General features: G+C 71.0%; 18 protein-coding genes. 2 read left to right on the forward strand and 16 right to left on the reverse strand.

The features are described 5' to 3' along the window. Positions 1-84 precede the first annotated feature (84 nt). Together rlmB and cysS are read right to left on the reverse strand one after the other, a co-directional pair. Positions 85-1,200: a 23S rRNA (guanosine(2251)-2'-O)-methyltransferase RlmB gene (gene rlmB, locus O7621_RS02115; RefSeq protein WP_282232483.1), complete on the reverse strand. Its 1,116-nt coding sequence runs from the start codon at positions 1,198-1,200 to the stop codon at positions 85-87. After that, a complete protein-coding gene (cysS, locus tag O7621_RS02120) occupies positions 1,200-2,615 on the reverse strand; it encodes a cysteine--tRNA ligase (protein WP_282232484.1) in 1,416 nt (471 codons plus the stop codon). Before cysS ends, rlmB begins: the two co-directional genes overlap by 1 nt. A gap of 42 nt (positions 2,616-2,657) precedes the next feature. On the opposite strand from cysS, the gene O7621_RS02125 reads away from it, so the two are divergent. After that, a complete protein-coding gene (locus O7621_RS02125; RefSeq protein WP_282232485.1) occupies positions 2,658-3,308 on the forward strand; it encodes a helix-turn-helix domain-containing protein in 651 nt (216 codons plus the stop codon). A 29-nt stretch (positions 3,309-3,337) separates the two neighbouring features. On the opposite strand, the gene O7621_RS02130 is transcribed toward O7621_RS02125, so the two are convergent. From O7621_RS02130 to O7621_RS02165, 8 genes are all read right to left on the reverse strand, one after another. Beyond that, complete coding sequence (locus tag O7621_RS02130) at positions 3,338-4,018, reverse strand: HAD family hydrolase (RefSeq protein ID WP_282232486.1); 681 nt, start codon at positions 4,016-4,018, stop codon at positions 3,338-3,340. A 19-nt stretch (positions 4,019-4,037) separates the two neighbouring features. Further along, the gene (locus tag O7621_RS02135) at positions 4,038-5,486 is read right to left on the reverse strand and encodes a class II fumarate hydratase (RefSeq protein WP_282232487.1); all 1,449 of its coding nucleotides are present in this window, start codon (positions 5,484-5,486) and stop codon (positions 4,038-4,040) included. A 53-nt stretch (positions 5,487-5,539) separates the two neighbouring features. Further along, positions 5,540-5,968: a hypothetical protein gene (locus O7621_RS02140; RefSeq protein WP_282232488.1), complete on the reverse strand. Its 429-nt coding sequence runs from the start codon at positions 5,966-5,968 to the stop codon at positions 5,540-5,542. A gap of 88 nt (positions 5,969-6,056) precedes the next feature. Further along, a complete protein-coding gene (locus O7621_RS02145; protein WP_282232489.1) occupies positions 6,057-8,231 on the reverse strand; it encodes a radical SAM protein in 2,175 nt (724 codons plus the stop codon). Further along, entirely contained in the window at positions 8,228-9,631 is a 1,404-nt protein-coding gene (locus O7621_RS02150) for a TfuA-like protein (protein WP_282232490.1), read from the reverse strand. Before O7621_RS02150 ends, O7621_RS02145 begins: the two co-directional genes overlap by 4 nt. Beyond that, positions 9,624-10,790 carry a YcaO-like family protein gene (locus O7621_RS02155; protein WP_282232491.1) on the reverse strand — a complete coding sequence of 389 codons (1,167 nt, stop codon included), beginning with the start codon at positions 10,788-10,790 and terminating at the stop codon, positions 9,624-9,626. The genes O7621_RS02150 and O7621_RS02155 overlap by 8 nt, the downstream gene beginning before the upstream one ends. Positions 10,791-10,809: 19 nt before the next feature. Next, positions 10,810-11,175: a hypothetical protein gene (locus tag O7621_RS02160; protein ID WP_282232492.1), complete on the reverse strand. Its 366-nt coding sequence runs from the start codon at positions 11,173-11,175 to the stop codon at positions 10,810-10,812. A gap of 201 nt (positions 11,176-11,376) precedes the next feature. Next, positions 11,377-11,739 (reverse strand): hypothetical protein, encoded by a 363-nt coding sequence (locus O7621_RS02165; protein WP_282232493.1) that lies wholly within the window; start codon positions 11,737-11,739, stop codon positions 11,377-11,379. Positions 11,740-12,017: 278 nt separating this feature from the next. Between O7621_RS02165 and O7621_RS02170 the strand changes: the two genes are divergently transcribed. Continuing rightward, positions 12,018-12,794 (forward strand): MerR family transcriptional regulator, encoded by a 777-nt coding sequence (locus O7621_RS02170; protein WP_282232494.1) that lies wholly within the window; start codon positions 12,018-12,020, stop codon positions 12,792-12,794. Positions 12,795-12,858: 64 nt separating this feature from the next. Here O7621_RS02170 and O7621_RS02175 read toward each other — a convergent pair whose 3' ends face one another. The 6 genes from O7621_RS02175 to O7621_RS02200 form a co-directional block, all read right to left on the reverse strand. Beyond that, complete coding sequence (locus O7621_RS02175) at positions 12,859-15,975, reverse strand: ATP-binding cassette domain-containing protein (RefSeq protein ID WP_282232495.1); 3,117 nt, start codon at positions 15,973-15,975, stop codon at positions 12,859-12,861. Positions 15,976-16,002: 27 nt separating this feature from the next. After that, positions 16,003-18,183, reverse strand: a complete 2,181-nt coding sequence (locus tag O7621_RS02180) for an NHLP family bacteriocin export ABC transporter peptidase/permease/ATPase subunit (RefSeq protein ID WP_282232496.1) — start codon at positions 18,181-18,183, stop codon at positions 16,003-16,005. Then, positions 18,180-18,989 carry a hypothetical protein gene (locus tag O7621_RS02185; protein WP_282232497.1) on the reverse strand — a complete coding sequence of 270 codons (810 nt, stop codon included), beginning with the start codon at positions 18,987-18,989 and terminating at the stop codon, positions 18,180-18,182. The genes O7621_RS02180 and O7621_RS02185 overlap by 4 nt, the downstream gene beginning before the upstream one ends. Positions 18,990-18,998: 9 nt before the next feature. Further along, complete coding sequence (locus tag O7621_RS02190; protein ID WP_282232498.1) at positions 18,999-20,453, reverse strand: SagB family peptide dehydrogenase; 1,455 nt, start codon at positions 20,451-20,453, stop codon at positions 18,999-19,001. A gap of 65 nt (positions 20,454-20,518) precedes the next feature. Then, entirely contained in the window at positions 20,519-22,819 is a 2,301-nt protein-coding gene (locus tag O7621_RS02195; RefSeq protein ID WP_282232499.1) for a TOMM precursor leader peptide-binding protein, read from the reverse strand. A 135-nt stretch (positions 22,820-22,954) separates the two neighbouring features. Next, positions 22,955-23,956 carry a hypothetical protein gene (locus O7621_RS02200; RefSeq protein WP_282232500.1) on the reverse strand — a complete coding sequence of 334 codons (1,002 nt, stop codon included), beginning with the start codon at positions 23,954-23,956 and terminating at the stop codon, positions 22,955-22,957. Positions 23,957-24,060 lie beyond the last annotated feature (104 nt).

Genomic DNA, 24,060 nt, shown 5'->3' on the forward strand with positions numbered 1-24,060 from the left:
GTTCCTCCACCGCACCCCGAACCCGCCCGACACCGACCCCGGGCATGCTACGGGTGACTGACCCGCTGATCAGCGATCGGCCGGTCAGCCGACCAAACGGCGGCGGGCGACCTCGGCGAGGGTGACCGCAGCGGCCACACTGGCGTTGAGCGACTCGACGTCGGAGTGCATCGGGATGCGTACCCGCAGATCGCAGGTCTCGCCGACGAGCCGGGACAGCCCGCGACCCTCGGAACCGACCACCACGACCAGCGGACCCACCGCAGCCTCCAGGTCATACAGGTCGGTCTCGCCGTCGGCGTCCAGGCCGACCACGACGAACCCCTCGGCCTGGCACTTCTTCACCGCCCGGGTCATGTTGACCACCTGGCTGACCGGGGTCCGGGCGGCCGCACCGGCGCTGGTCCGCCACGCGGTGGCGGTCATCCCGGCGGCCCGCCGCTCCGGCACGAACACGCCGTGCGCGCCGAACGCGGCCGCCGAGCGCACCACCGCGCCGAGGTTACGCGGATCGGTCACCCCGTCCAGCGCGACCAGCAGCGGCTCCGGCTGCTCGGCGGCGGCGGCCAGCAGGTCCTCGAACGGCTCGTACGCGTACGCCGGTACCTGCAGCCCGACGCCCTGGTGCAGCACGCCGCCGGTCATCCGGTCCAGCTCGGCCCGGGTGATCTCCAGGATCGCGATGCCCCGGTCACCGGCGGTCCGTACCAGCTCGGTGACCCGGTCGTCGACGTCGATGCCCTGGGCGACGTAGAGCGCGGTGGCCGGAACGTTGGCCCGCAGCGCCTCGACCACCGGGTTGCGGCCGACCAGCAGCTCCGGGGCGTCCTTCGGCGGGTGCGCCTTACGGCCCGGGGAGACCCGCGGCCCGGACCGGGCACCGCCGCGGGCCAACCGGCCGGTGGCCGGGCCGCCCCGGCTGCGGCCACCGCCGCCCCAGGTGGTGTCCTTCGTCCCGGGTACGCCGATCTTCGGCGCGCGCCCCTCGGCGGCCGCCGCCCGGCGTTCCTTCTCCTGCTTCCAGGCGGTCTTGTTCGGCAGCTTCTCGGTGCCGGAGTAGCCCTTGTGCCACGGCCGTTCGTCGGCCGGCAGGGTGCGGCCCTTGCCGGCCAGGCCGGACCGGTTCTTGCCGCCGGAGCCCTGGGTGGTGCCCTTCTTGGGGGTGACCCGCCGGCCACGTCGTTGCGAGTTGCCGGGCATCAGGTCTGCTCTCCAATGGTCCAACGGGGGCCGTGCGGGGTGTCCTCGACCGTGACGCCGGCCTGCTTGAGCTGGTCACGCACCGCGTCGGCGGCGGCCCAGTCGCGGCGGGCGCGGGCCTGCGCCCGCTGGTCGAGGGCGAGGGCGATCAGCGCGTCGACCGCGCCACGCAGTTCGTCGCGCGGGGCGGCGTCGCCCCACGACGGGTCGAGCGGGTCGAGGCCGAGCACGCCCAGCATGGCGCGGACCCGGCCCAGGCTGGCCCGGACCGCGTCATCATCACCGCCGGCCAGCAGGTTGTTGCCGTCGCGGATCTCGTCGTGCAGCACGGCGAACGCGGCCGACGTGTTCAGGTCGTCATCCATCGCGGCGGCGAACCCCGCCGGCATGCCGGTGGCGGCGACCGCGCCGACCTGCTCCGCCGCCCGCCGGACGAAACCCTCGATCCGCCGGTACGCGGTGGAACTCTCCAGTAGGACGTCGTCGGAGTAGTCGATGCGGGACCGGTAGTGCGCCGCAGTCAGGTAGTAGCGCAGCTCGACCGGACGCACCCCGAGCCGGGCGACGTGATCGAGGTCGATGACGTTGCCCAGTGACTTGCTCATCTTCGCCGCGCCCAGGTTGAGTAGCCCGTGGTGCACCCAGTAGCGGGCGAACGGCAACCCGGCCGCCCTGGACTGGGCGACCTCGTTCTCGTGGTGCGGGAAGGTCAGATCCAGCCCGCCGCCGTGGATGTCGAATTCGGGGCCGAGGTAACGCCAGCACATCGCCGAGCACTCGATGTGCCAGCCGGGCCGGCCCGGACCCCACGGCGAGCGCCAGGCCGCGTCGGCGGGCTCCCCCGGCTTGACGCCCTTCCAGAGTGCGAAATCGCGCGGGTCGCGTTTGGCCCGGTCGGCGCCGTCGCCGGCCGGCTGCATCGCGTCGGGGCGCTGCCCGGACAGCGCGCCGTAGTCGGCGTACGAGGCGACGTCGAAGTAGACGTCGCCGCTGCCGTCACCGGCCGGGTAGGCGTGGCCGCGGTCGATCAGCCGCTCGATCAGCTGGTGCATCTCCGGGATGTGCCCGGTGGCGCGCGGCTCGTACGTCGGCGGCAGCACGTTCAGGCTGCGGTACGCGGCGGCCAGCAACAGTTCGTTGGCGTACGCGATCGACCAGAACGGCTGACCGGCGGCGGCTGCCTTGTCCAGCACCTTGTCGTCGACGTCGGTGATGTTGCGGATGAAGGTGACCCGCAGCCCCTGGTGGGTCAGCCAGCGACGGAGCACGTCGTAGTTGACACCGGAGCGAAGGTGACCGATGTGCGGGGCGGACTGGACGGTGACGCCACACAGGTAGACGCTGACCTCGCCGGGCTGGCGGGGCACGAAGTCCCGCACGGACCGGGTCGCGGTGTCGTACAAGCGGAGCGTCACGCTACGAGGGTACCGACTGGCACCCGTCCGTACTCTGTCGGTGTGCACGCGCGAGGGGCGGAGACGGCGCAGACCCTGGACCGGGGGCTGCGCCTGCTGGGCCTGGTCGCCGAGGCGACCGGCGGGATCACCGTCACCGAGGCCGCCGGCCGGCTCGGCATCGGTCGGGCCGCCGTCTACCGGCTGGCCACCACCCTGGCCGCGCACGGCATGCTGCGCCGCGACGCCGCCGGCCGGTTGCGGCTCGGTGCCGGGCTGCTGCAGCTGGCCCGGCGGGCACAGCCGCTGCTGGCCGATGCCGCGCTGCCGGCGCTGCGCCGGCTCGCCGAGTCCTCCGGCGCCACCGCCCACCTGACCGTCGCCGACGGAGTGGAGGCGGTGGCGCTGACCGTCGTCGAGCCGAGCTGGACGGCGTTCCACGTGGCGTACCGGGCCGGGTCGCGGCACCCGGTCGGTCGCGGTGCCGCCGGCCGCGCGATCCTGGCCGGCCGTGACGGTACGCCCGGACCGGTGACCAGCAGCGGCGAGTTGCAGCCCGGCGCGTACGGGGTCGCCGCCCCGGTGCTCGGCGTGCCCGGCCTGGAGGCCAGCGTCGGGGTGGTGACGATGGGCACCCTGGACATGCCGGCGATCGGCGCGCAGGTGCAGGCGACCGCCGAGGCGGTGTCCCAGCTGCTCGCCAGCGAGCTGTGACCGCTTCCTCCGAGGATGCGCGGGGCCGTTCAGAACAGGTCGGCGAGGGCGTCGGGCAGCTGCGCCAGACTGGTGACCTGCGCGTCCGGACGCACCTCGGGCGGGCACGACTCGCCGCGCCGGTTCAGCCAGACGGCCCGCAGCCCGGCCGCCTGGGGGCCGACCACGTCGTGCGGGATCGAGTCGCCGACGTAGACCACCCGGTCGGCGGCGGTGACCCCGGCGGCGGTCAGTACGGCGTCGTAGAACCGCTGGTCCGGCTTTTTCGGCAGGCCGTCGACGTGGGCGTACACCTCGAAGGCGAACTGGCCGCGCAGCCCGCACCGGTCGGCGCGGCTGTTGCCGTTGGTGGCCAGGCCGACCGCGTACCGGCGGCGCAGCCGGTCCAGGGCGGGCAGCGTGTCGGCGTACGGCCGGCTGAGCGCGAACCGGCGCTCGAAGAAGATCGCGGTGATCCGGTCCAGCTGCTCGGGCAGGCCGACCCGGTCCAGCGACCGGGCCAGGGCGCCCCGGCGGATCTGCATCACCGGCGCGGACGGGTCGGCGGCGAACGCGGCCGCCCAGTCGTCGGCCATGTCGCCGAGGGTCAGCTCGGCGGCGCGCGGGGTCAGCCGGCGCAGCTCGGTGAGGACGGTCTGCAGCGCGCCGGTGACCGCGGGCCGCAGGTCGACGAGGGTCTCGTCGACGTCGAACACCACGGTGGTAATCACCCCACCAGGGTATGCCGACTCAGCTGGGCCGGGTCATCCGCAGAACGTCCAGCGCCGCATCCAGCTCGGCGGCGGTCAGCGTGCCGGCGTCGACGTGGCCGCGTTCCAGCACCACCGCGCGGATCGACTTGTTCTCGGCGAGCGCCTGCTTGGCGATCGAGGCGGCCTCGTCGTAGCCGAGGTGGCGGTTGAGCGGGGTGACGATCGACGGCGACCCTTCGGCGTACGCCAGACAGGTCTCCGGGTCGGCGGCGAGGTCGGCGACGCAGCGCTGGGCCAGCAGCCGGCTGGCGGCGGCCAGCAGCCGGACCGCTTCGATCAGGTTGCTGCCCATCACCGGCAGCATCACGTTCAGCTCGAAGTCGCCCTGGCTGCCGGCGAACGCGATCGTCGCGTCGTTGCCGATCACCTGGGCGCAGACCTGGCGTACCGACTCGCAGACCACCGGGTTGACCTTGCCCGGCATGATCGACGACCCGGGTTGCAGGTCGGGGATGCGCAGCTCGCCGAGGCCGGCGCGCGGGCCGGAACCCATCCACCGGATGTCGTTGGCGATCTTGTAGAGGCCGACGGCGATGGTGCGCAGCTGCCCGGACGTCTCCACCAGGGCGTCGCGGGCGCCCTGGGCCTCGAAGTGGTTGCGGGCCTCGGTCAACGGCAGCCCGGTCGCGTCGGCCAGCCTGGCGATGACGGCGGCGGCGAAGCCGGGCGGGGTGTTCACCCCGGTGCCGACGGCGGTGCCGCCCAGCGGCAGCTCGGCCAGCCGGGGCAGGATCGAGCGCAGCCGTTCCTGGCCGTAGCGGACCTGTGCGGCGTAGCCGGAGAACTCCTGGCCGAGGGTGACCGGGGTGGCGTCCATCAGGTGGGTACGCCCGGCCTTGACCACGGTCGCGAACTCGTCGACCTTGCCTTCCAGCGCGGTCGCCAGCTCGTCGAGGGCCGGGATCAGCTCGTGCACCACCTGATGCGAGGCGGCCAGGTGGATCGAGGTCGGGAAGACGTCGTTGCTGGACTGCGAGGCGTTGACATGGTCGTTGGGGTGCACCGGCCGGTCCAGTTCACGGGCGGCGAGGGTGGCCAGCACCTCGTTGGTGTTCATGTTCGACGAGGTGCCCGAACCGGTCTGGAACACGTCGACCGGGAACTGGTCGTCGTAGCCGCCGGAGGCGACGTGCGCGGCTGCGGTGACGATCGCCTCGGCGATCCCGGCCGGGATCACCCCGAGGTCGGCGTTGACCTGCGCGGCCGCACCCTTGATCTGGGCGAGCGCGCGGATCTGGGCGGATTCGAGCGTACGGCCGGAGACCGGGAAGTTGTGCACCGCGCGTTGGGTCTGCGCCCGCCACAGCGCGTCGGCGGGGACGCGCACCTCGCCCATCGTGTCGCGTTCGATCCGGTAGCCCTTGTCCCGGACGCCGTCCTCGCTGATCCCGCCGTCGCTGATGCCCTCGTCAGTCACCCTTCCCATCCTGCCCCGACCGGCGGCACCCCGCAGGGCGGTTACTCGCGGGTGGCGGCGGGCTACCCCTCGCGGGTGGTGGCGTCGCTGGTCGTGCCGCCGGCCGGCGTACCCATGCCGCCGCTGGTGGCGTCACCGGTCGTGGTCGGCGCCACCTTGCCCCGACCGCGGCTCTTCTTCCCCCGGCCGGGCTCTTTGGCCCGACCGGGGCCGGTGGCGCGGCGGGTGCTGGCCGGGCCGGCGGTACCACCGGTGGTGGTCAGGCCGCCACCGGAGCGGGTCGGGCCGCCGTCGCGCAGCGTCTCGGCCGGGATCGGCACGTCGGCCGGGTCGTCAAGGTCGCGCTCCTTCACCTCCCGGACCGGGTCGTTCGGCGGCGCGACGACGTCGTCCAGGATCTCCTGGCGGTACGCCGACCGCTGCTCCAGGTCGTCAACGAACGCCTGCCCCTCGTCGCCGGCCCATCGGGTGTCACCGTCTCGACGCGCCATGTCGCCACCTCTCCCGTCCGTCCCGTCCCGGGTCGGATGCCCCGATCAGCGGCGGCGAAACCCGCGCCGGCCGACAGCCGCCGGTCGGTCACTGGGAAGGACGGTCTGCGGGGTCCCGGTATCGACGGATCAGCCGCTGACTGATGAAGGTGTCCCAGAGTCGGTCCGCGACCGTCGACGGCACCATCCAGGACCGCTGCTGGGCGGCGGCCAGCGTCACCGGCTCGCCGAAGATGTCCAGGAACAACCGGCTGCTGCGATTGAGGGTGAAGACTTCCGCGTCCGCCCTACGGAACAGTTGACGGCTGAGTGGCACCTCGCCGTCCGAGCCCAGACCGTGTTGCATCGCCACCATCCGCCGGTACAACCGCCACAGCTCCGCGTCCTCAGGCGGTTCGACGAAGGTGCCGTTGGCGATGAACAACTGCTCGTCGTCGGATCGGCGGCGTCGGCGTTCGGCGTCCATCACCTCGCGGACGGAAGTGCCGTACCGGTCGTGGTAGAAGAACGAATGGGGAGTGTCCGTGCTGCCCAGCCATGGCCGCTGGTAGTGGGCGCCATCGAGCTGACGTTTGGCGGCCGTCACCTCGTCGCGGGCGGCCGCCGAGATCGGCTCGTCGTAGTCGAGCACCCGTACCACGTCGGATTCGGGCAGCGACCGGACATTGGTGATGCCAAACCGGTCCGGGTCCTTCGCGATGATCGCTCCCGGGGTGAGCTTGAACTCCCCCAGTCCACCGAAGGTCCACAGGTCGCGGTTGTCGACCAGGAAATCGATGCTCTCCAGCGCCTCGGCGCTGGTTTCGGTCGGGAAGCCGGTGAAGCCCATCATCTGCACCCCGATGCCGGCCCCGGCCATCGCCTGCATCGTCTGACGTACCTGTGCGGGACGGGTGCCCTTGTCGATGAGGTCGAGAACACGTTGGTTGCCGGACTCGAAACCGACCGACACCGCCACGCACCCGCTGCGCCGCAGCGTCGCGCACCGCTGGTCGGACCAGTATTTCTCCAACCTGATTTCGGCTCCCCAGCGGAAGTCCAGGTCCTGTTCGATGACTTTCTCGGCGAAACGCAGGATGGTCGCAGGAGCCAACACGTCCACCGAAAAATAAATGAACTTCGCGAATTTCGACAGCTGCGCGACATCCCGCACCATCGTGTCCGCAGTGTCCTGCCGCCAAGGGCTCGTCGGACCGTCGGTGTTCAGCCCGTAGTCACAGAACGTGCACTTGTTCCAGTAGCAGCCCCGGCTCGGGGCGTAGTAGACGAACCGCTCGGGGCTGAGGTAGAGATCCCACGGCAGCCCGGAGAAGTCCGGGGTGGGAATCTGCGCCAGCCGCTCGTAACGCAGCGGCAGCAGCCGCTGCGCCCCGAACCGCGGATGCAGCCGGACGTTCGGGTGCCCCGCCGGCAGGGTGCCGACCGCCACCGCGTCCAGGATCTCGGTGTACGCCGTTTCGCCCTCGCCCACGACGATCGCGTCGAAATCGGTGAGGATCTCGAAGACGTGCCGCCGGTCGGTGGCGCACTTCCACAGGTCGGAGATCTCGGTGCCGCCCGTGATCAGGAACGCGTCCGGACAGGTCTGTTTGATCAGCCGGGCCAGCCACAGGGTGAACGGCAGCTGCCACTGGTACGTGGTGCTGATCCCGATGACCTGGTAGTTCCCGGCCGCCAGCCGGGGGAGCAGGACGTCGGTGTAGTAAGGCTGGAACGGCCGGTTGAGCCGAGCGAGCAGGTCGTGGTCGGTCAGCGCGGCGAGCGACCCGATGGACAGTGCCGGCGGCGACTGCAGCCGGAATCCGGCGCGGAACTGTCCCGGGATGCCGGTCGTGCCGAGTACGTCCATCCAGGCGATGACTCCTTCCACCGCGTCCTGGTAGTGGCCGTAGTCGTAGAACAGCTCCGGGTCCTGTAACACCTGTACGCTGCGGCGGACCCGGTCCGGGTCCGGATCGGCGAGACCGAGCCGGGCGGCACGGCCGAGCCCGTCCAGCGCGGCACGGCCGAGCCCGTTCAACGCGGCGCCGGAGCCCGAGGCGTCGGGTCCGCCGCCGCCCGGTGCGGACAGCTCCCGCTCCAGCCAGGCCAACCCGCCGGGACTGTACGAGTAGTGAAATGCCTCGATGTTGGCGTCGATGATGTCCGCTGGCGCGTGCCCCTGCGCCCGGGCGTAGGAGTCGATGTAGTTCAACGAGTGGTAACCCGAGGTCGGATCGGTCAACGGCGGGTAGATCAGCGCGGCGCGCACGGTGCTGGTCACGGTGTCTCCTGTCGGGCCGGCGCCGGACCGGCGGCGACCGGGAATTGGGCGGCGCCGGCTGGCAGGGCGGGGTCGCCGAACATCCGTAGGTACGCCACGAACGGCTCGGCGGCCAGCCGGAACGCCTCCAGATCGACGAAGCCGCGGTCCCACGCCGCCGCTTCGAGACCGTCCAGGTCGCACCCCCAGTACCGGGCAAAGGTCTGATCGATGGTGTTGGTCCGGAACCGCATCCGCCCGCCCGCGACACCGGGACCCTCGATGGTGGGGATCGACGCGGTGTTGAGCCGTTCCGCGACCGCCACCACTTGGCGCGCGGCCGCCATGACCGGTTCGGTGTGCAGTCGTGCCGGGATCATCCACGCCGCCAGCGAATGGAACGAACAGGTGCCCAACGCTCGGACCAGCATCGTGAGCAGCGCTTCCTGCGGCGGAAGTGACTGATCGTGGGTGGTGAGCCAACCTCCAGTGGGCCGGTCGAGACCATGGCCGACCGCGGTGGCCAGGGCGAGCTCCACCAGCTCCGGATGATCCGGATCCACGTCGGCCAGGCCGGCCAGCACGGAGTCGCGGTGTGCCCGTGGGTAGTCCGGGTGCAGCAGCATCAGCGCGGTCAACAGGTCCCGCTCGGTGACCCACCGCCCGCCCACGTCGCGCCCGGCGTTGCGAGCGTGCCAGGCGTCGAGAAACCGGGTGTGCAGGTTGTCGATGGGCAGGTCGTCGGCGTCCCAGGGGCGCAGCGCCGGTGCGTCGCAGGCCGCCATCGACAGCAGCAGGCGGGCGTCGGCTGCCTTGGCGTCGTACGGGTGGTGCCGGCGCCAGGTCAGCAACCGGTCGGCGGCGGCGCCAGCCACTGGGGAGTGGCTGGTGGCGGCACGGCCGAGCGACCGGTACGACCGGGACCGGAAGGGCAGATCCCGGGCGATGTCCAGGAGCAGATCGGCCTCGGTCTGGTTCAGCGCGGCGCCGGACACCGCACGGCGTAGCGCCAGACGGATGTTGACCAGCGGCTCACTGTAGGCGCGGTAACCGTCCTCGGCCGGGCCGTGCACCACGGCGACCTCGTCGTCGCCGGTGACGACGAGGTCTCGGTACAGCGCGAAGACGTCGCCGACGCCCCGCATGCCGTACGGGTGGAGCTCGGCGGCGCGTAGTGCGCCCATGCTGCTGCTGCCGGCGACCACGACGCCCCGGTGCAGCAGTTCGAGGATCTCCCGATGACGCACTGCGGCGACCTGCAGGAACAGTCCGTCGATGAGCAGTACCCGGTCGCCGGGGCGCGCGTCGAGCCGCAGCAGGTCGCCGTGCGCGACCGGTGGCAGGAAGATCGCCTGTGGCAGCAGCGTGGCAGCCTCGTCGACGGGCAGGCTGGGTCCCAGGTGCACGAAGTCCTTACGCATCGGTGGCTCCCGGCCGGATCGACAGCGCCCGTTCGTCGAACATCAGCAGGCCGGGCGCGAAGACCTTGCTGATCGGGATTCCGATGTCGTCGTGGGTCAGATCGACGCAGAACGGTTCGATGCCGGTGGCCGCCAGTACCTGATGGCCGAGACGCGAGACGACGTCCGACACCCGGGCCGGTGGCGGTGGGGCCGGTGGAACTGGAGCCTGCGGCCGGTTCACCGTGCTGGGGTGTACCGGTGCCGCGGTGGCCGGCCGGTAGGCGGTGGCGTCGATGTCGTCGCGGGCGCCGGAGACCGTGACCAGCCGGGATTGTGCCGCCTCCGACATCGCCCGGCCGACGGCGATCTGCGGGTCGACGTGGCAGCCGAAGCCGCCGAAGGTGATCGGCAGGTCCGGTGACCAGATTGAACTCGCGTAGCAGGGCACCCCGATCCGGTTGGTGATATCGCAGACCTCGATCCAGCAGCCGGCCTGGTCGAGTGCCTGATGGATCCGCTTCGTCAGCGGATTGGTCGCCGTGGACGGGTCGACGTAGCGTCGCTGATTCAGCGGTGCTGTCGTGTACGGGGCGATGCAGTCGCGTTCGATCAGTTCGAGCAGCGCGTGCAGAGTCGCTTCGGTGCGGGTGTTACCACTGGCCAGACCGTTGCTGGTCGGGGTGAACAGCATGCGGTTCCAGTCCCGGCGGGTGGTGAAGTCGAGCAGGATCGTGGCCAGCGGGACCAGTACGGGGGTGCCGGTAACCAGCCCGTGCCCGACCACCCAGTCCAGCACCACGCGATCGGTCAGAGGTGAACGCGGTGCCAGATGCAGGGACCGTAGTTCGTACGACAGGTCGAGGTCCCCGGCAGGCGACCGTGTCACGATCTCCAACCGGGGATTCTCCGCGTGCCAGGACTCGATGCTCTCCATCACCGCCGAGACGCGGGATTGCTCCGGTGTCGCGCCGGTGCCGACGCTGACCGCCATGGTCCGGCCGACGGGGCGGTAGGCGGCGTGCACCGGTAGGCCGATCTCGTCGAGCCGGGTGATGTCGGCGACTCTGGTGATCTGGAATCGGCCGCACATCGGTTCTACCCGCTGCCAGGTCTGGGCGACCGTGGCTGTCCGGTAGGTCCCGGCGTGGAAGGCGATGGCCTCCGGGGAAGCAGGCATCGGGTCCTCCTCGATCGTTCTAGATGAAGATGACCGCGACGATGTTGATGTTGTTGTCGTCCTCCGGTGCCCGCCCGGCGGCCACCGCGTCGAGTTCGGATTCGGTGAGCTCGCTCGGGTCGATCAGCGGGGTCTCGGGCACGTGCAGGACGTGCCGACCGGGCGCGCTGTTCCAGTCGGCCATGATCTCGTCCTTGGTGTACATCGTGGATGGCTGAGCGCGGTCGACGATGACGGTGGCGCCCTGCTCGACCGGCAGGCCGGCCCGCCGCGCGTACGCCGTCGGGTCTTCCAGCAGCTTCTGCAGCTCTTCGTCGCTGCTCCACACTGCCGTGACCAGCTCGGAGTACTTGGCGCCGAACCTGGCGTCGAATTCCTGGGGCATGTCGGTGTTCCCTTCTTACCGGAGCGAGGGGTCGGGGGATTGACTAACGCTAGGAACAGTTAATGAAACCAATCAAGGGTTTTCTGTTCCTGCCACCAAACGAGGAATTCGGGGGCCGATCGTGACACCGATCGGTGGCGCGGTGGCCCGGCCCACCGCCCGGCACACGACGGTGGTCGCGCCTGCTCGCACCGGCCTTGGTCAGGTGCAGCAGCACGGGCAGCAGCAGGCGCAGCTGGCGTCCAGACCGGCGACCACGGCGTCGAGTTCGTGCTCGGCGAGCTCCGTGGTCTCCACGGCGGATATCCGAGGCACGACCAGGGTGAACGTGCCAGTGACTTCCGCGTTGAACCATTGGTCGACCTGGGTGTCGAGGCTCGGTTCGGCGTCGGCGACGTCGCGGACGACGACGAGCCGCACGCCGTCGGGCAGGGTCAGGCCGAATGTTGCGAGCAGCTCGGCCGGACGGGTGTCGAGCTCGGCTTCGGTTTCTGGATCGGCCCAGACCTCGGCGACGAGCCTGCTGTATGCGGCGACAAATGTCGCACGGTCTTTGGGTGTCATGTCCACTCCTGTCACATCGCGGCGGCCGATGAGCCGGTAAATGTCCGGTATGAATTCAGGATGCGCGACGGATTGGCCGATTGACAGCCGTGGCCGTCGATGTCATGAAGCCCTGCCGTCGGAGTCGCCCGCGCGGTCGCTGCCGGTGTCAACCGAGGATCTGGCCTGGACGGCGGTGATGATAGCCGCGATCGTCCTTGATCGACAGTCGTAGTTCTACGAATGTCGCCCCCGTGCGCCGGTTCCTAGGCTGCTGGTGTCGACGTTGGGAGGCGTACGTGTCGGTTGACCAGATTGCCAACGAGTCCGCCCGCAGGGATGCCGACCCGTCGGACGCCCGACCGGGGACGGCCACGTACTCGGTCGACCAGCTCGCCCACAAGGTCGGCATGTCACCGCGCAACATCCGGGCGCACCAGGCGCGCAAACTGCTCCCCCCGCCGGTACGCAAGGGACGGGTCGCCTGCTACGACGATGGACACGTACGCCGCCTGGAGAGCATCAAGGCGTTGCAGCGGCAGGGGTTCAACCTGGTGTCCATCGAGGCGATGCTCGGCGTACGGGGTGCGGACAACGGCACCGACGGGCTCACGGTGATGCTCGCGCGCCTCGGTGCCGAACGGCCGTCGCTGATTCACGCGCTGATCCGGCATCAGGTGGTCGGCCGAGGTGCCGACGGCATGCTCCGGGTGATCCGGCCCCGTGCGGTGCGCTCGGCTCTGGACCTGCACCGGGTAGGGATGGGCACCGTGCCGTCCCTGCAGGTGCTCAGCGAGGTACTCGACAGCCTGCGGCCGATCGCCGACGAGCTACTCGCGGCGGTGAGCGCCCGGATGGTCGCTCTGGCACCCGGGGTGGTCCGCTCCGCAGGCCGGTCGTGGGACGAGCTCGACGACGACGTGCTGCTGCTCACCCAGGGCCTCATCGGCCTGCTGGCCGAGGCGTTCCGGGCCGCGGTCGAAACCCGGGCGGAGGAACACGTCACGACGCTGATCGACGAGCAGTCCGACCTCGGGCTGCAGATCGAGGACGTGACGCTCCTCGACAACGGTTGAACCGCGTCGTACCCGGCGGTCCCTGCCGCCCTGTCGTCCGCGCGGGCCGCGCTCGACCGCCTTGCTACCCCATCTCTTCCTGTGTGAGCACACCGGCCATCGGTACGGGGTGCTCCTGCTGTTCGGGAGTGGTGACGGCAAGCAGTTGTCGGGAGGCGAGCCGGTGGAACAACCCGGCCGGGTCCGCCATCAGCGTGTCGAAGTCGCCCTGCTGCACGATGTGTCCCCGGTCGAGCACGACGATCGTGTCCGCCTGCCGCACCGTGGACAGCCGATGTGCGATCACCACCCGGGTCGCGGACAGCCGACCGGTGCTCTCGGTCACCAGATCCTGGGTCCGGTTGTCCAGCGCGCTGGTCGCCTCGTCGAAGAAGACGATCCGGGGTCGGTGCACCAGCGCCCTGGCGATCAGCACCCGTTGGCGCTGCCCGGCGGAGAGCGTCCCGCCACCGAACGGCACCATCGTGTTCAGCCCCATCGGAAGCTGGTTCAGGTCGTCGTTCAGGCCGGCCATCCGCGCGGCCTCCCACACCTCGTCCAGGCTGTACGAGCCGGCGCCGCAGATGTTCTCCCGCACGCTGCCGGCGAACAGTTTGCCGTCCTGCAGGACCACACCGCACTGGCGGCGGACCGCGTGTGTGTCGAGGTCGGCCAGGTCCTGACCGTCGTAGAGCACCACGCCGGAATCCGGCTGTTCGAAGCCGAGCAGCAGCCGCAGCAGCGACGACTTGCCGGACCCGCTGGGACCTACCACCGCGACCAGCTCACCCGGACGGATCCGTAGGTCGAGGTCGGACAGGACCGGTGGGTCGTCCGGCTGGTAGGCAAAGCTCACCCCGTGCAGCGAGATCTCGCCGCGCAGCTCGCCTGGGTCGACCCGATCCGGCAGCCGCTCCGGCCGCGCCGCAATGATCTCTCGTAGCGCGCCGAGTCGTGGTAGCGCCGCGATCACCTCCACCCCGGCTGAAGCGAGTACCAGCAGCCCGCCGAGGATCATCGCGAAGCAGATGTTGACGACGAAGAACTGGGTGATTCCGACCTGCCCGGCGAGCGGGCCGGCCAGCACCGCGAACAGGATCAGCTGGCCGGCGATCGGCAGGACGGCGGCGACGGCGAGCATCCCGGCCTGGGCGTGTCGGACGCCTTGCAGCCCGGCCCGGGCGGTCGCCGCCCGATGGGTCCACCGGGCGTACGCCCGCGCCTCGGCCCTGGCGAGTTTGATCTTCACGATCCCGCCGAGCAACTGGTTGGTCAGCGCCGCGGTTTCGTTCTCGGCTCGCAGTGCGACCCGCTGCCGCCGGACGATCAGGTAGCCGAACGCGGCGAAGAGCGACGCGGACCCGGCCGCGACGACGCTCGCCCACAGCCCGAGTGTCGGTTCGACGACGAACAGCAGTACGCTCGCGGCCGTCACGGTGCCCACCGCCCCGACGATCTGCGGAACGAGGCTGTTGAGCGACTCGCCGACGAACGAGACGCCGAGCAGCGCGTTGGCCAGCTCGCCGCTGGGGCGGCGGCTGAAGAACCGGGCCGGCAGGCGCATCACCCGGTCCCAGACCGCCAGCTGAGCGCCGGACTCGGCGCGGCCGGCGAGGCGCAGCAGCCGCAGGTTCTGGGCGATCCCGGCCAACAGCCCGACCACCGCGCCGGACAGCAGGAGCACGAGGAACCCGCCGAGCCCGTGCGTGGTGCCCTCCCGGGCCAGCCGGCCGAGGACCAGGCCGGTGACCACCGGGGTGGCCAGACCCAGGACCGCCACGACGGTCGCGGCCAGCAGCAACGCCCGGGCGTCGGCGCCGCCACCGGCGAAGGCAAGCCGGAGCAGGTCACGCATGCGGGCCGCCGGCGGGATCGGCGGCTGCACACACGTCGCCTCCGGGCGGAAATCGGCCGCCATGGCGGCCGAGACCGCCACCGCGGCGTGGGTTTCCGGATCGACCTGGTGATAGCGTCCGCGCCGGAACACCAGCGGTACGGCCACCAGCGTCCCCTTCTCGTCAGCGGTGTCGTACCGCCAGCCGATCAGCGGCCCCATGTCGCGGCGCCACCAACGCGCGTCGAGTCGCAACTCACGCAGGTGCAGGCCCGAACGGCGGGCCACCAGCTGTACGGCCTGACGCTCGGTGGCCGGCATCCGATCGCGGTCGGCGGGCTCGCTGACGTCGCCGCCGTACCGGCCGCTGACGACCCGCAGCACCTCGGCCGCCGTCTGGAACAGGTCCTTGCGGGCCCGATCGTCCCAGCCAATCAACCGGGTGCCGGCACCGATCACGCCGATCGCCCGCCGGGCGGAGGAAGCGACCGCCTCGGCATCGGTCTCTTTGCGCTGGGCGACATCGCGCAACAGGTGCCGGTCGCTGTCTGCGATCCGCCCTTCCATCACCCGTAGCAACCGGGTGGTGTGCTGATCCACGGCGATGCGCAGCTGGCGGTGCACCAGCAGATCGCGACTGCGGATACTCTCCACCGCGCACGCCGACTCGGCGGTGATCCAATCTCGTCCGGCGAGCAGCAGCACCTCCTGCTCGCCGGCGACCTCCGATGGTCCGCCGCTGTTGTGGCGCAGGTGGCCACCGGCGCTGCGCAGCCACCACACGCCGGCGACGCCGGTCAGCGAGTTGCCTTCGGCCAAGGAGGTGACCGTCGCGGAGCGCAGCACCTCGGCGTCGCGGGGAGCCTGTCCCCGCCGGGTGGCATCCGCCACCGACATCAACGCCGCGTCGATACCGGCGGTCAGCGCCTCGACCGCCGCTTCGCCGGCCGTACCGGATGCGCGGCTGGCCCGGGTGGTCATCCGAGCGTGTCGTTCCAGCAGCCGGAACGTGCGTCCGGCGAGTGGGCGCAGCGCGGTGCCGGGCAACGGCACCAGGGTCAGCTGCCAGGCACCGATCGCCGTGGAGCTGGGTATCACCGCGCCGTCCGGGATCCTGGCCACGTGCACTCGACGGGCCAGCGTGCCGCCGAGCCGGCGCCGGACCGCGAAGAGGTCGGCGTCACCGCCTTCCACCACGTACGCCGCGACCTGCCCGTCCAGCTGGCGGCTACCCGCCACCGGCGCTCCGACGAACCGGCTGAGCCCGCCGCCGGTGGTGGTGGATGAGGTGGTGGAGGATGCGGGGGCGGGGGTGTCACCGTCGTACCCGATCGTCCCTGCGGAACGGACAGACTCGGTTGAGCTCAACCCATCCTCCTCTCGGGTGGTGTCCACTCAGTGATCCCGTACCAGCCGGGCGTAGGCACCGTTGCGGGCGACGAGCTCCTCGTGGCACCCGCGCTCCACCTCCCGACCGCCGTCGAGCACGACGATCAGGTCCGCGTCGCGGACCGTCGACAACCGATGTGCGACGATGAGGCAGGTCGCGCCGAGTCGGCGTAGGTTCAGATCGATCAGTCGTTCGGTCTCGGCGTCGAGCAGACTGGTCGCCTCGTCGAGCACCAGCACCCTGGGCCGGCGGACCAGAGCGCGGGCGATTTCCAATCGTTGCCGCTGTCCACCGGAGAAGTTCCGCCCGCCTTCGACGATCCGGCTGGCCAGGCCGCCGGGCCGGGCAGAGATCTCCCGGTACATCTCGGCGTCACGTAGTGCCTGGACGACCTCGGCGTCCGAGACCGTCGGATCCCACATCGTCACGTTGTCGCGGACGGTGCCCTCGAACAGCCGCTGGTCCTGGTCCACCATGGCCACGACGCTCGCCCAGAGCTCGCCGTCGACCGCGCCCGGCCGCCGACCGTCGACCGTGACCGCACCCGACCACGGCTCGTACAGCCCGGCGACCAGCCGGCCGACCGTCGACTTGCCGCTTCCCGACCGACCGACCAGGGCGACCCGGGCACCAGGGGCCAGGTCAAGGCTGAACCCGTCCAGCAAGGGCTTGGCCACCGGGTTGTAGCCGAAGGTCACCGCTTCCAGCCGCAGGTGACCGTCCAGCGGCAGCGATGAGCCCGACGGCGCGGGCCGCACCGGCAGTGGATAGCGCTCCACGTCCCCGAGGCGGTTGAGGTCCGCGCTCATGTCCTCGAACTGTGACATCAGGGCGGTGAGGTTCCCGATCGGCCGGTTCATCGCGGTGACCAGTCCCTGCATCGCCACCAGCACGCCGACGGTGAGCGCGCCCTCGATCACCCGTTGACTGCCGAGCGCGAGCAGCACCCCGGCGGTGAGCGTCGCCAGCAGCGGCGGAAGCACCGACAGCAGTGCCGCCGGGATGCCCAGCTGTTGCTGCTTCGAAGCGACCGCGGCCTGCCGGGAGGCGAACCGCTGGAAGCTGCGTTCCTCCGCGCCGGCGGCCTTGACCGTCTCGATCATCTGGATCGTGGTGTAGACCGAGGCGACCAGCCGGCCCCGGTCCGACTGCAGACTCGCCACGGCCGTGGCCCGGCGGGCGGCGACGTGCCGGAGCACCGCCACGTTCGCTCCGGTGAACACCAGCGCGCACAGGCCGAGCACCAGGTCGTAGTGGCAGAGCAGGAGCCCGTAGGCACCGACCAGCAGGGTGTCCACCACGGTGGTCGCCGCCCGCCGGGTCACCACGTCGGCGACCACGTCGTTGCTGCGGATCCGCTGGGCCAGGTCGGCCGCCTGACGCTGGTCGAAGAAGGGCGGCGGCAGCCGGAGCAGGTGGCGGAAGAAGCGCGCCGCGCCGGCCAGCGCCAACGCGGTCTCCGCCCGTACCGTCAGGCGGTGCTGCAGTACGCTCGCGAGCAGCGTCAACGCGGTGGCCACCGCCAGTGCCGCGACCAGTCCGGCGTACGCGGCCGTGTCGCCCTGCAGCAACACCCGGTCGACGAAGACCCGGGCCATCACCGGAATGGTCAGGCCGACCAGCCCGATCACCAGGCTCAGCAGCAGGATCTGGGCCAGGACCGCACCCGGGCTGCGCCAGCGGGCGGCCAGGGCCGGCAGCAGTCGATACCGCGTCCCGCCCCGCCGGAAGTCCGGCCCGGGTCGCATGGTCAGCGCGATCCCGGTGAACGACTCGTCGAACTCCGTCCAGCTGACCTGCCGGGGCCCGGTGGCCGGGTCGTTGATCTGCACCCGGCGTCCCATGCCCTCCAGGACGACGAAATGGTCGAAACGCCAGAAGATGACCGCCGGCAGCGGCAGGGTGGCCAGGTCGGGGAGGTCCAGCTGCATCCCCTTGGCGGTCAAACCGTAGCCCCGGGCCGCCTTGAGCACCGTGGACGCGGTCGACCCGTCCCGGCTCACCCCGCACTGGCGCCGGAGCTCCTCCAGCGGCACGTGTTTGCCGAAGTAGCCGAGGACGATGCCGAGTGCGGCGGCACCACACTCCACCGCCTCCATCTGGATCAGCGTCGGGGTCCGGACCCGGCGCCGCCGGATCTGGACGGACGGTACGGTCGCGGCTTGCGGCTGTGTGGTCTGTGTCAACGTCTCAGCAGCCAATCGATCGGGTTCTCCTGGGCGACGGTGAAGCGGGCCTGCACCTGGCTGGCCGACGTCAACTGAAACGGCGGGGGTGCCTTGGACCAGCGCAGCCCGCCCGGTGCGGACGGATCCGTGGCCAGAGCGACGGTCACCCGTACGACGCTGCCCTCGCCGAGCAGCCGCCGCAGATCGGCACCTGAGCCGAGGAAGGCACGCAGCGAGGCCTCGGTCTCCGGGAAGGTACCGATCGCGGTGACCTGGCCGCGTAGGGTGCCGAACACGTTGCGCGGTACGGCTTCGGCGAGGATCTCGACCTCCGTGCCGAGCTGCAGCAGCGGGGCGGTCGCCGCCGGCGCGTACACCACCGCCTGCAGCGCGTCGCCTGGCGCGTCGAGCCGCTCCAGGTCCGCGACGTGCACGCCCGGGTTCAACATCTCGCCTTCGGAAACCAGCCAGCTCACCACGTACGCGTCCCAGGGGGCGGTGGCGACGCGGATCTCGCCGGTGTCGTCCCGGAAGCTGTACAGCGGGCTGCCCTTGGCCACCCGTTGGTGCGGTTCCGACCACACCTTGATCAGCTGTCCACTGTCGAAGGAGTCGAATGCCGAGATGCCGCTGGAGTGGATCAGTACGCCGTTGGCGTCCACGGTCCGGGGAATCTCGGTGACCACCGCCCAGATCCCGGCCGTTCCGACCACGATCACCAACACCACGGTCATCAGCCAGCCGGGTACGGTCGCCAGCCGTACCACCTCGTCGAGCTGCTCCGGCGCCTCCAGACGGCGCAGCGCCTGTCTACGGAACTTCACCGCAGCTCCTCACTCCCCCACCGGCTCGTCGGCTGGTACGCCGAGCGCGAAGTCGGCCACGTTCGGCTCCACCAGTGGATCCAGCCCGGACATCTGGGCGAAGGCGGCCGAGTCGCCGGCCCCGAGCGCGCAGGGCGCCAGCCGCATGGCGGTGGCGACCAGATACATCAGCCCGGTCAGTACGCCCGCGTTCTTGAGCGTCATGGCGTAGCTCATTCCCTCGTACTTCCACATCAGGCGCTGCACCCGTGCGGTGATGACGAACAGCACCTGGGGCGGCTGGGTCATCGCCGCCGCCGCGCGGGCGTAGTTGAGCACCCGGTCGGTGATGGCGCCGCCGGCCGCGACGGCTTCCAGCCGGTGTTCCGCGGCGTCGTAGTGGTACAGGCCGGGATCGATGCCCGCGCAGTGGTGCACCAGTGGATATATTTCGAGTTCGTGGATGCCGCCGCCACCGGGGTACGGCCGGCGGCCGACCTCCTGGCCTCCCACGGTCCCGGCGGCCGTGGTGCGCTGCACCCGGTAGAGGAACTCGGCGAGCTGTTCGCGGGTCAGCGCGGTGACCGGATGGTGTTGGCGGATCGTCCGGCGGGTTTCGACGATCTCGGCGAGCGACCGCTCGGTCTTCGCGATCAGTTTGAGGTCCGGCACCGGCAGTGCAACGGTCCGTGCGGTGGGGAATCGCTGAGCCAGAGGTTCCGGCGGTAGCCGGCCCCGCAGCCGGTAGGTTCCCCCGACCGGTAGGGCGTGTCGTCCCGGCCGGGACCGATCGTGCAACCGCAGCTCCTCCGGTGCCCAGTAGACCAGCGGTGCCGCCGTGCTCTCCGCCGCGTGGTCCGCCGTACCCGCGAGGACCCGTGCGGTGAGCATCTCGTCGAGGATCCGCCCCGCTGCGGCCCAGTCGAGCCCGAGCTGTCCGGCCGCTGACGTCACGTCGACGCCGTCGTCGCCGGCGGCGGTCGCGACCACCGACGCCAACCGCCGGTCACGGCACACCAGCACCGTCCGGCCGAGCGGCGTGGACGCCTGGATCGCACCGTCGACGGCGGCGAGCGTGGCGAACCGGGACATCCGGTAGGCCTCACCCGAGGTGTGACGCACTGGCGTCGCCTTGCTGTCGGTGCCGAGTCCCTGCGGGATGATGTCCAGGATCGGCCGATCCGGAACATACAGCCGTCGGGACAGCCAGGAGTGGGCCAGCAGCCGGCGGATCAGCACCTGGGCGGCGAGCGTACGCTGTTCTCCCTCCAACGCGGTGACCAGCCGGTGGACTTCCAGGTCGCTGACCCAGTGTTCGGCCAACCGCAGCATCAGCGCGCGGGCCCCGATACCGAGCCGGACCAGCGGCAGCCGGAACCGGCTCTGCTGCAGGTGCAACGTCCCGTCCTCGTCGGTGACCAGGTCGGCGTCGGTGCGCAGCCGGTACGCCTCCTGTAGCTGCGTCGTACCCGGTTGACTGGTCACCGGCTCCACTCCGATCCTGTTGACTGTTTCCGGACCGCCCACGGCTATCCACCCCGGCCGGACGGCTAGAAGAAGACGTTGAGTGGGTTGATGCCGGGCTCGTCCAGCGCTCGCGGAGCGCGGCCGAGCGTCTGCGGCACCTGCCACAGCCGCCCCGCGCCGAGCCGACGCCAGAAATGGCGCAGCCCGGGAACGATCACCTTCACCACCGCCAGTTCCAGATCGGGCCGGGACTGGTCGACCACGATCACCTCCAGTCCCGCCTCGGCTGCGAGATCAACGCATCGCCGTACGTCCTGGGTCTGGTCGCCGCTGGACGTCGGGTGGCGGTCACCGGCCCGGGTCGGCTGCTGTGCGGGGTCGGGCAGCAGCCAGGGCTGCTCGGCGACGCGCACCGTGGTGAACCAGCGCAGTGTGTCCGGATCGTCCACCCCGTAGCGGGTTCCGTTCGACACACCGGCGAAGGCCGCCGGCAGGAACTGGTTCATCTCAGTCAGTGCCCTGGTCAGCGCGGCGTGCGGGTCGAGGTGCGCGCCGAAACCGACCAGGACGTCCTCCGGATCGCCGTCGACGAGCCGGGAGACCGCCGCGAACGTCGGCACTGCGAGGTCGGCGGTGAGGTCCAGCACCCACAGCTCGCGCCGGTGTTCGTCCGCGTAGTACGTCCGCAACGAGTCGATCCAGGGGTCGTCGAAGGAGTCGAGGTCCACTCCGGGCAGCCGGGACCGGTGGTACCACCAGATCGCCACGCTGTCCCGCTCGACGAGCTCGCAGAACCCGTGCAGGATCGCCTCCAGCCGGTTGGCGCCCGCCGCGCATCCGTTCGAGTCCGCCGAGCAGACCTGCAGGCCGGCGAGTTCCGGGTGGCCGTACCAGCAGTACGCGGCCGGCACCTCACGGGCGCGGTCCCGGGTCAGTGACCAGCCGGTGGTCCAGTCCAGTTCTTGATCGTCGGCCAGTGGGCGGGGAATCCGGTGCAGATGGCTCGACGTCGCGTTGAGCCGGTCTCGACCGGCGTACTGGTGCGGCGAGAAAAGCAGCAGATCACGCAGGTGTACGGCCCGCTCCGGGCCGAGGTCACGGTAGCTGGCCCGGTGCACCGGTCGGTCGTCGCGCCACACCCCGCAGTAGCGTTCGATCGCCTCACCGATGGCGCTCACCCGCGCCTGCGGGTCGGTGGTGCCCTTTCCGCCGCTGTTGCCCCGCAGGCTGCGCCGCAGTGACAACGGCTGGGTCGGCTGGGCGAAGTTGTGTCCGGCGAGGTAGGTATGGAACGGGCCCTGCCCGGGCTCCGCCAACGGTGTCAGCCGGGTGACCACCCCGAGGTAGCGACTGACGTGCTTGTCCAACACGGCCAGCAGCTCCGGGACGGGGACGTCGCGCATCCTGTCGAGCCCGCGTTCCGTCCGGCGGCCGACGGGCGACGACGACGTGAGCGGAATCCGGGGGTCGGACTTGGCCAGCAGATCAGGGTCGCCACAGGCCGGACAGTGCGGAAGACGAACCAGGTGGTGGCTGTCGGCCGTGAACTGCACAGTGTCCAGCGCCATCATCCGCCCGGTGAGCCGAGGCGAGACGCCATGTTGGGCCAGCACCGGTAGTTCGGCGGCGAGCAGGCCGGCGGCGGTGAAGGCTGTCGCTGGCAGCGCGGCCCGGGCGGCGACCACCCGCGGCTGCTCCGGGAACCGCCCGGCCAGAAAGTTTTCCACCTGTTCGTTGGGCTGCCAGCGCAGCCGGAGACAGAGCCAGCAACCGGTACGGTCCGGCACCAGATGGGGGCCGACGAGCACCACCTGTCCGTGCGGCCGCACGAGTGTCCAGGACCGCCGCTGATCGATGCAGATCTGGTTGATCCGGCCGAGCCGGGTGTCGATCATCGATTCCGGGGCGACGACCAGGTGCCCGCGGGTGGTGCTGATCGCGGTGGCGATGTCCGGGTCGTCGATGGCACATCGGTACAGCGGATGAGCCAGCGCCGTCAACGCGTCGGACAGCGCGTCGGCGGCCGGTGTTCCCGCGTCGACCAGGAGAAGCGGCTCGCGACCGGCCACCCGCTCGGCGGTGTCGGGATCGACCATCCGGGCGTCCCAACCCGCCGCGACCGCCGGGTGGGTGCTGACCGCGCCGCTGGTGAGCAGCCCGTGGTCGCGTAGCCGGCCGAGCGCGCTGGCCAGCGCCGCCATCGAGTGCGCCGGCGCCAGATCGGTGATGATCTCGGCGAGCGGCCGGGTACCGTCCAACGCGGTGGCGAGCGCGCTGGCGGCGGGGTCGTCGATGAGCAGGCTGCGGTGCTCACCGATGACGACCAGGTGTCCGTCGGGTAGCGGGACCGGGGTGTAGTCCAGTCGGAAGCGGGGACGCCGCATGGGACCTCCGGTCACGAGCGCGAGCGAATCATGTGACCATGGTCGACCGGGGGTGACGTCCAAACCGAGCGATGGCACGAGGTTCAGCCGCCGGGTGCCGATGACGATGCCGCCGGACCGGGCCGAGCCCGGCTGTCAGCTGATGTCGATCGCGATGGCGGTGTCGTTGAGGCCGAGTACCGTCGCCCCGGACCCCGACTCGGGGATCAGCAGCAGGAAGGTCTCCACCCTGGACACCTCGATGCGTGATCCGCTGGCCGGCTCGGTGCGGCCTAGCGCGATCAGATCGAAGCTCTCCGGCGGCAGGGTGACGGTCGCGGCACCGTCCGGGGCGGGTACGAGAACGTCCGTCGCGTACAGGGTGAGGAAGGTGACCGTACCGGCGCTGGTGGACGCCGCGCACGGACCCCACTGCGCGCCGGTGAACTCGCGGTCCACCTGGACCCCGGTGCCGGCCAGTTGCTGCTGGTAGAGACTCCAGCCGGCGGCGAACTGCTCATCCAGCAGCGCGCCCGGATCGACCAGCGCGCGGTTGCCGGTGGACGACCCGATGGTACGGGCGAACACCTCGCCGGCCAACGCCTGCCGGCTGGCGACGTCCAGTAGCTGTTCGGCGGGCCCCGCGACGGTACCGCCGACACCGCGTGCGCCGATCACCGCTTCCTGGCTCACCCGCACGTTGTGGCTGAGTTTCCAGGTACCGTCCGATTCGACGAACTGACTGACGACGGTCGGTGCCAGCTCCGCACCGGACAACTGCAGCGTCGCCACGACGAGAAAACAACTGGCGGCGCCGGTGGGCAGGGCGAACCCCGGGTTGACATGCCGGAACGCCGGTTGCTGGCGTTGGTGGTGCGCGGCCCGGCGCACCGCCGCCACGCTGAAGTCCAGCGCCGGGCTCGTTTCCTGCAGGCGCAGCCCTTCGATGTCGCCGGTGCTCGACGCGGCCGAGTCGGCCTGGTCGAAGGCGCTCAGGACGACACCGGCCCGTTCGGCGGTGAGCCCACCGGATTCCGGTCCGGTCGCCGAGGAAGCGGCGCCGAGCGGGACTCCCTCGGCCGACGCATCACCACATCCGCCCAGGACGAGCACGGCGATCAGCAATGCGGCTCGCTGGGTCGGCAGGTGTCGACGCATGATTTCCTCCGCGTCGTCGGGCAGCTCGGCATGCCGCCGGTTCGTTCGAGTATCGGAGGCGGGGGCGGGGCAGCGGCATTTTGACGGGGTCCGTGGCCGCGCCG

It is taken from the genome of Solwaraspora sp. WMMD937 (assembly GCF_029581175.1).
Classification (GTDB): domain Bacteria; phylum Actinomycetota; class Actinomycetes; order Mycobacteriales; family Micromonosporaceae; genus Micromonospora_E.

What these genes read in the sequence shown, in the direction of transcription:
- rlmB (WP_282232483.1), bottom strand. Translation starts at nt 1,200, where the DNA reads ATGCCCGGCAACTCGCAACGACGTGGCCGGCGGGTCACCCCCAAGAAG.
- O7621_RS02135 (WP_282232487.1), bottom strand. Translation starts at nt 5,486, where the DNA reads ATGGGAAGGGTGACTGACGAGGGCATCAGCGACGGCGGGATCAGCGAG.
- O7621_RS02140 (WP_282232488.1), bottom strand. Translation starts at nt 5,968, where the DNA reads ATGGCGCGTCGAGACGGTGACACCCGATGGGCCGGCGACGAGGGGCAG.
- O7621_RS02150 (WP_282232490.1), bottom strand. Translation starts at nt 9,631, where the DNA reads ATGCGTAAGGACTTCGTGCACCTGGGACCCAGCCTGCCCGTCGACGAG.
- O7621_RS02155 (WP_282232491.1), bottom strand. Translation starts at nt 10,790, where the DNA reads ATGCCTGCTTCCCCGGAGGCCATCGCCTTCCACGCCGGGACCTACCGG.
- O7621_RS02160 (WP_282232492.1), bottom strand. Translation starts at nt 11,175, where the DNA reads ATGCCCCAGGAATTCGACGCCAGGTTCGGCGCCAAGTACTCCGAGCTG.
- O7621_RS02165 (WP_282232493.1), bottom strand. Translation starts at nt 11,739, where the DNA reads ATGACACCCAAAGACCGTGCGACATTTGTCGCCGCATACAGCAGGCTC.
- O7621_RS02195 (WP_282232499.1), bottom strand. Translation starts at nt 22,819, where the DNA reads ATGCGGCGTCCCCGCTTCCGACTGGACTACACCCCGGTCCCGCTACCC.
- O7621_RS02200 (WP_282232500.1), bottom strand. Translation starts at nt 23,956, where the DNA reads ATGCGTCGACACCTGCCGACCCAGCGAGCCGCATTGCTGATCGCCGTG.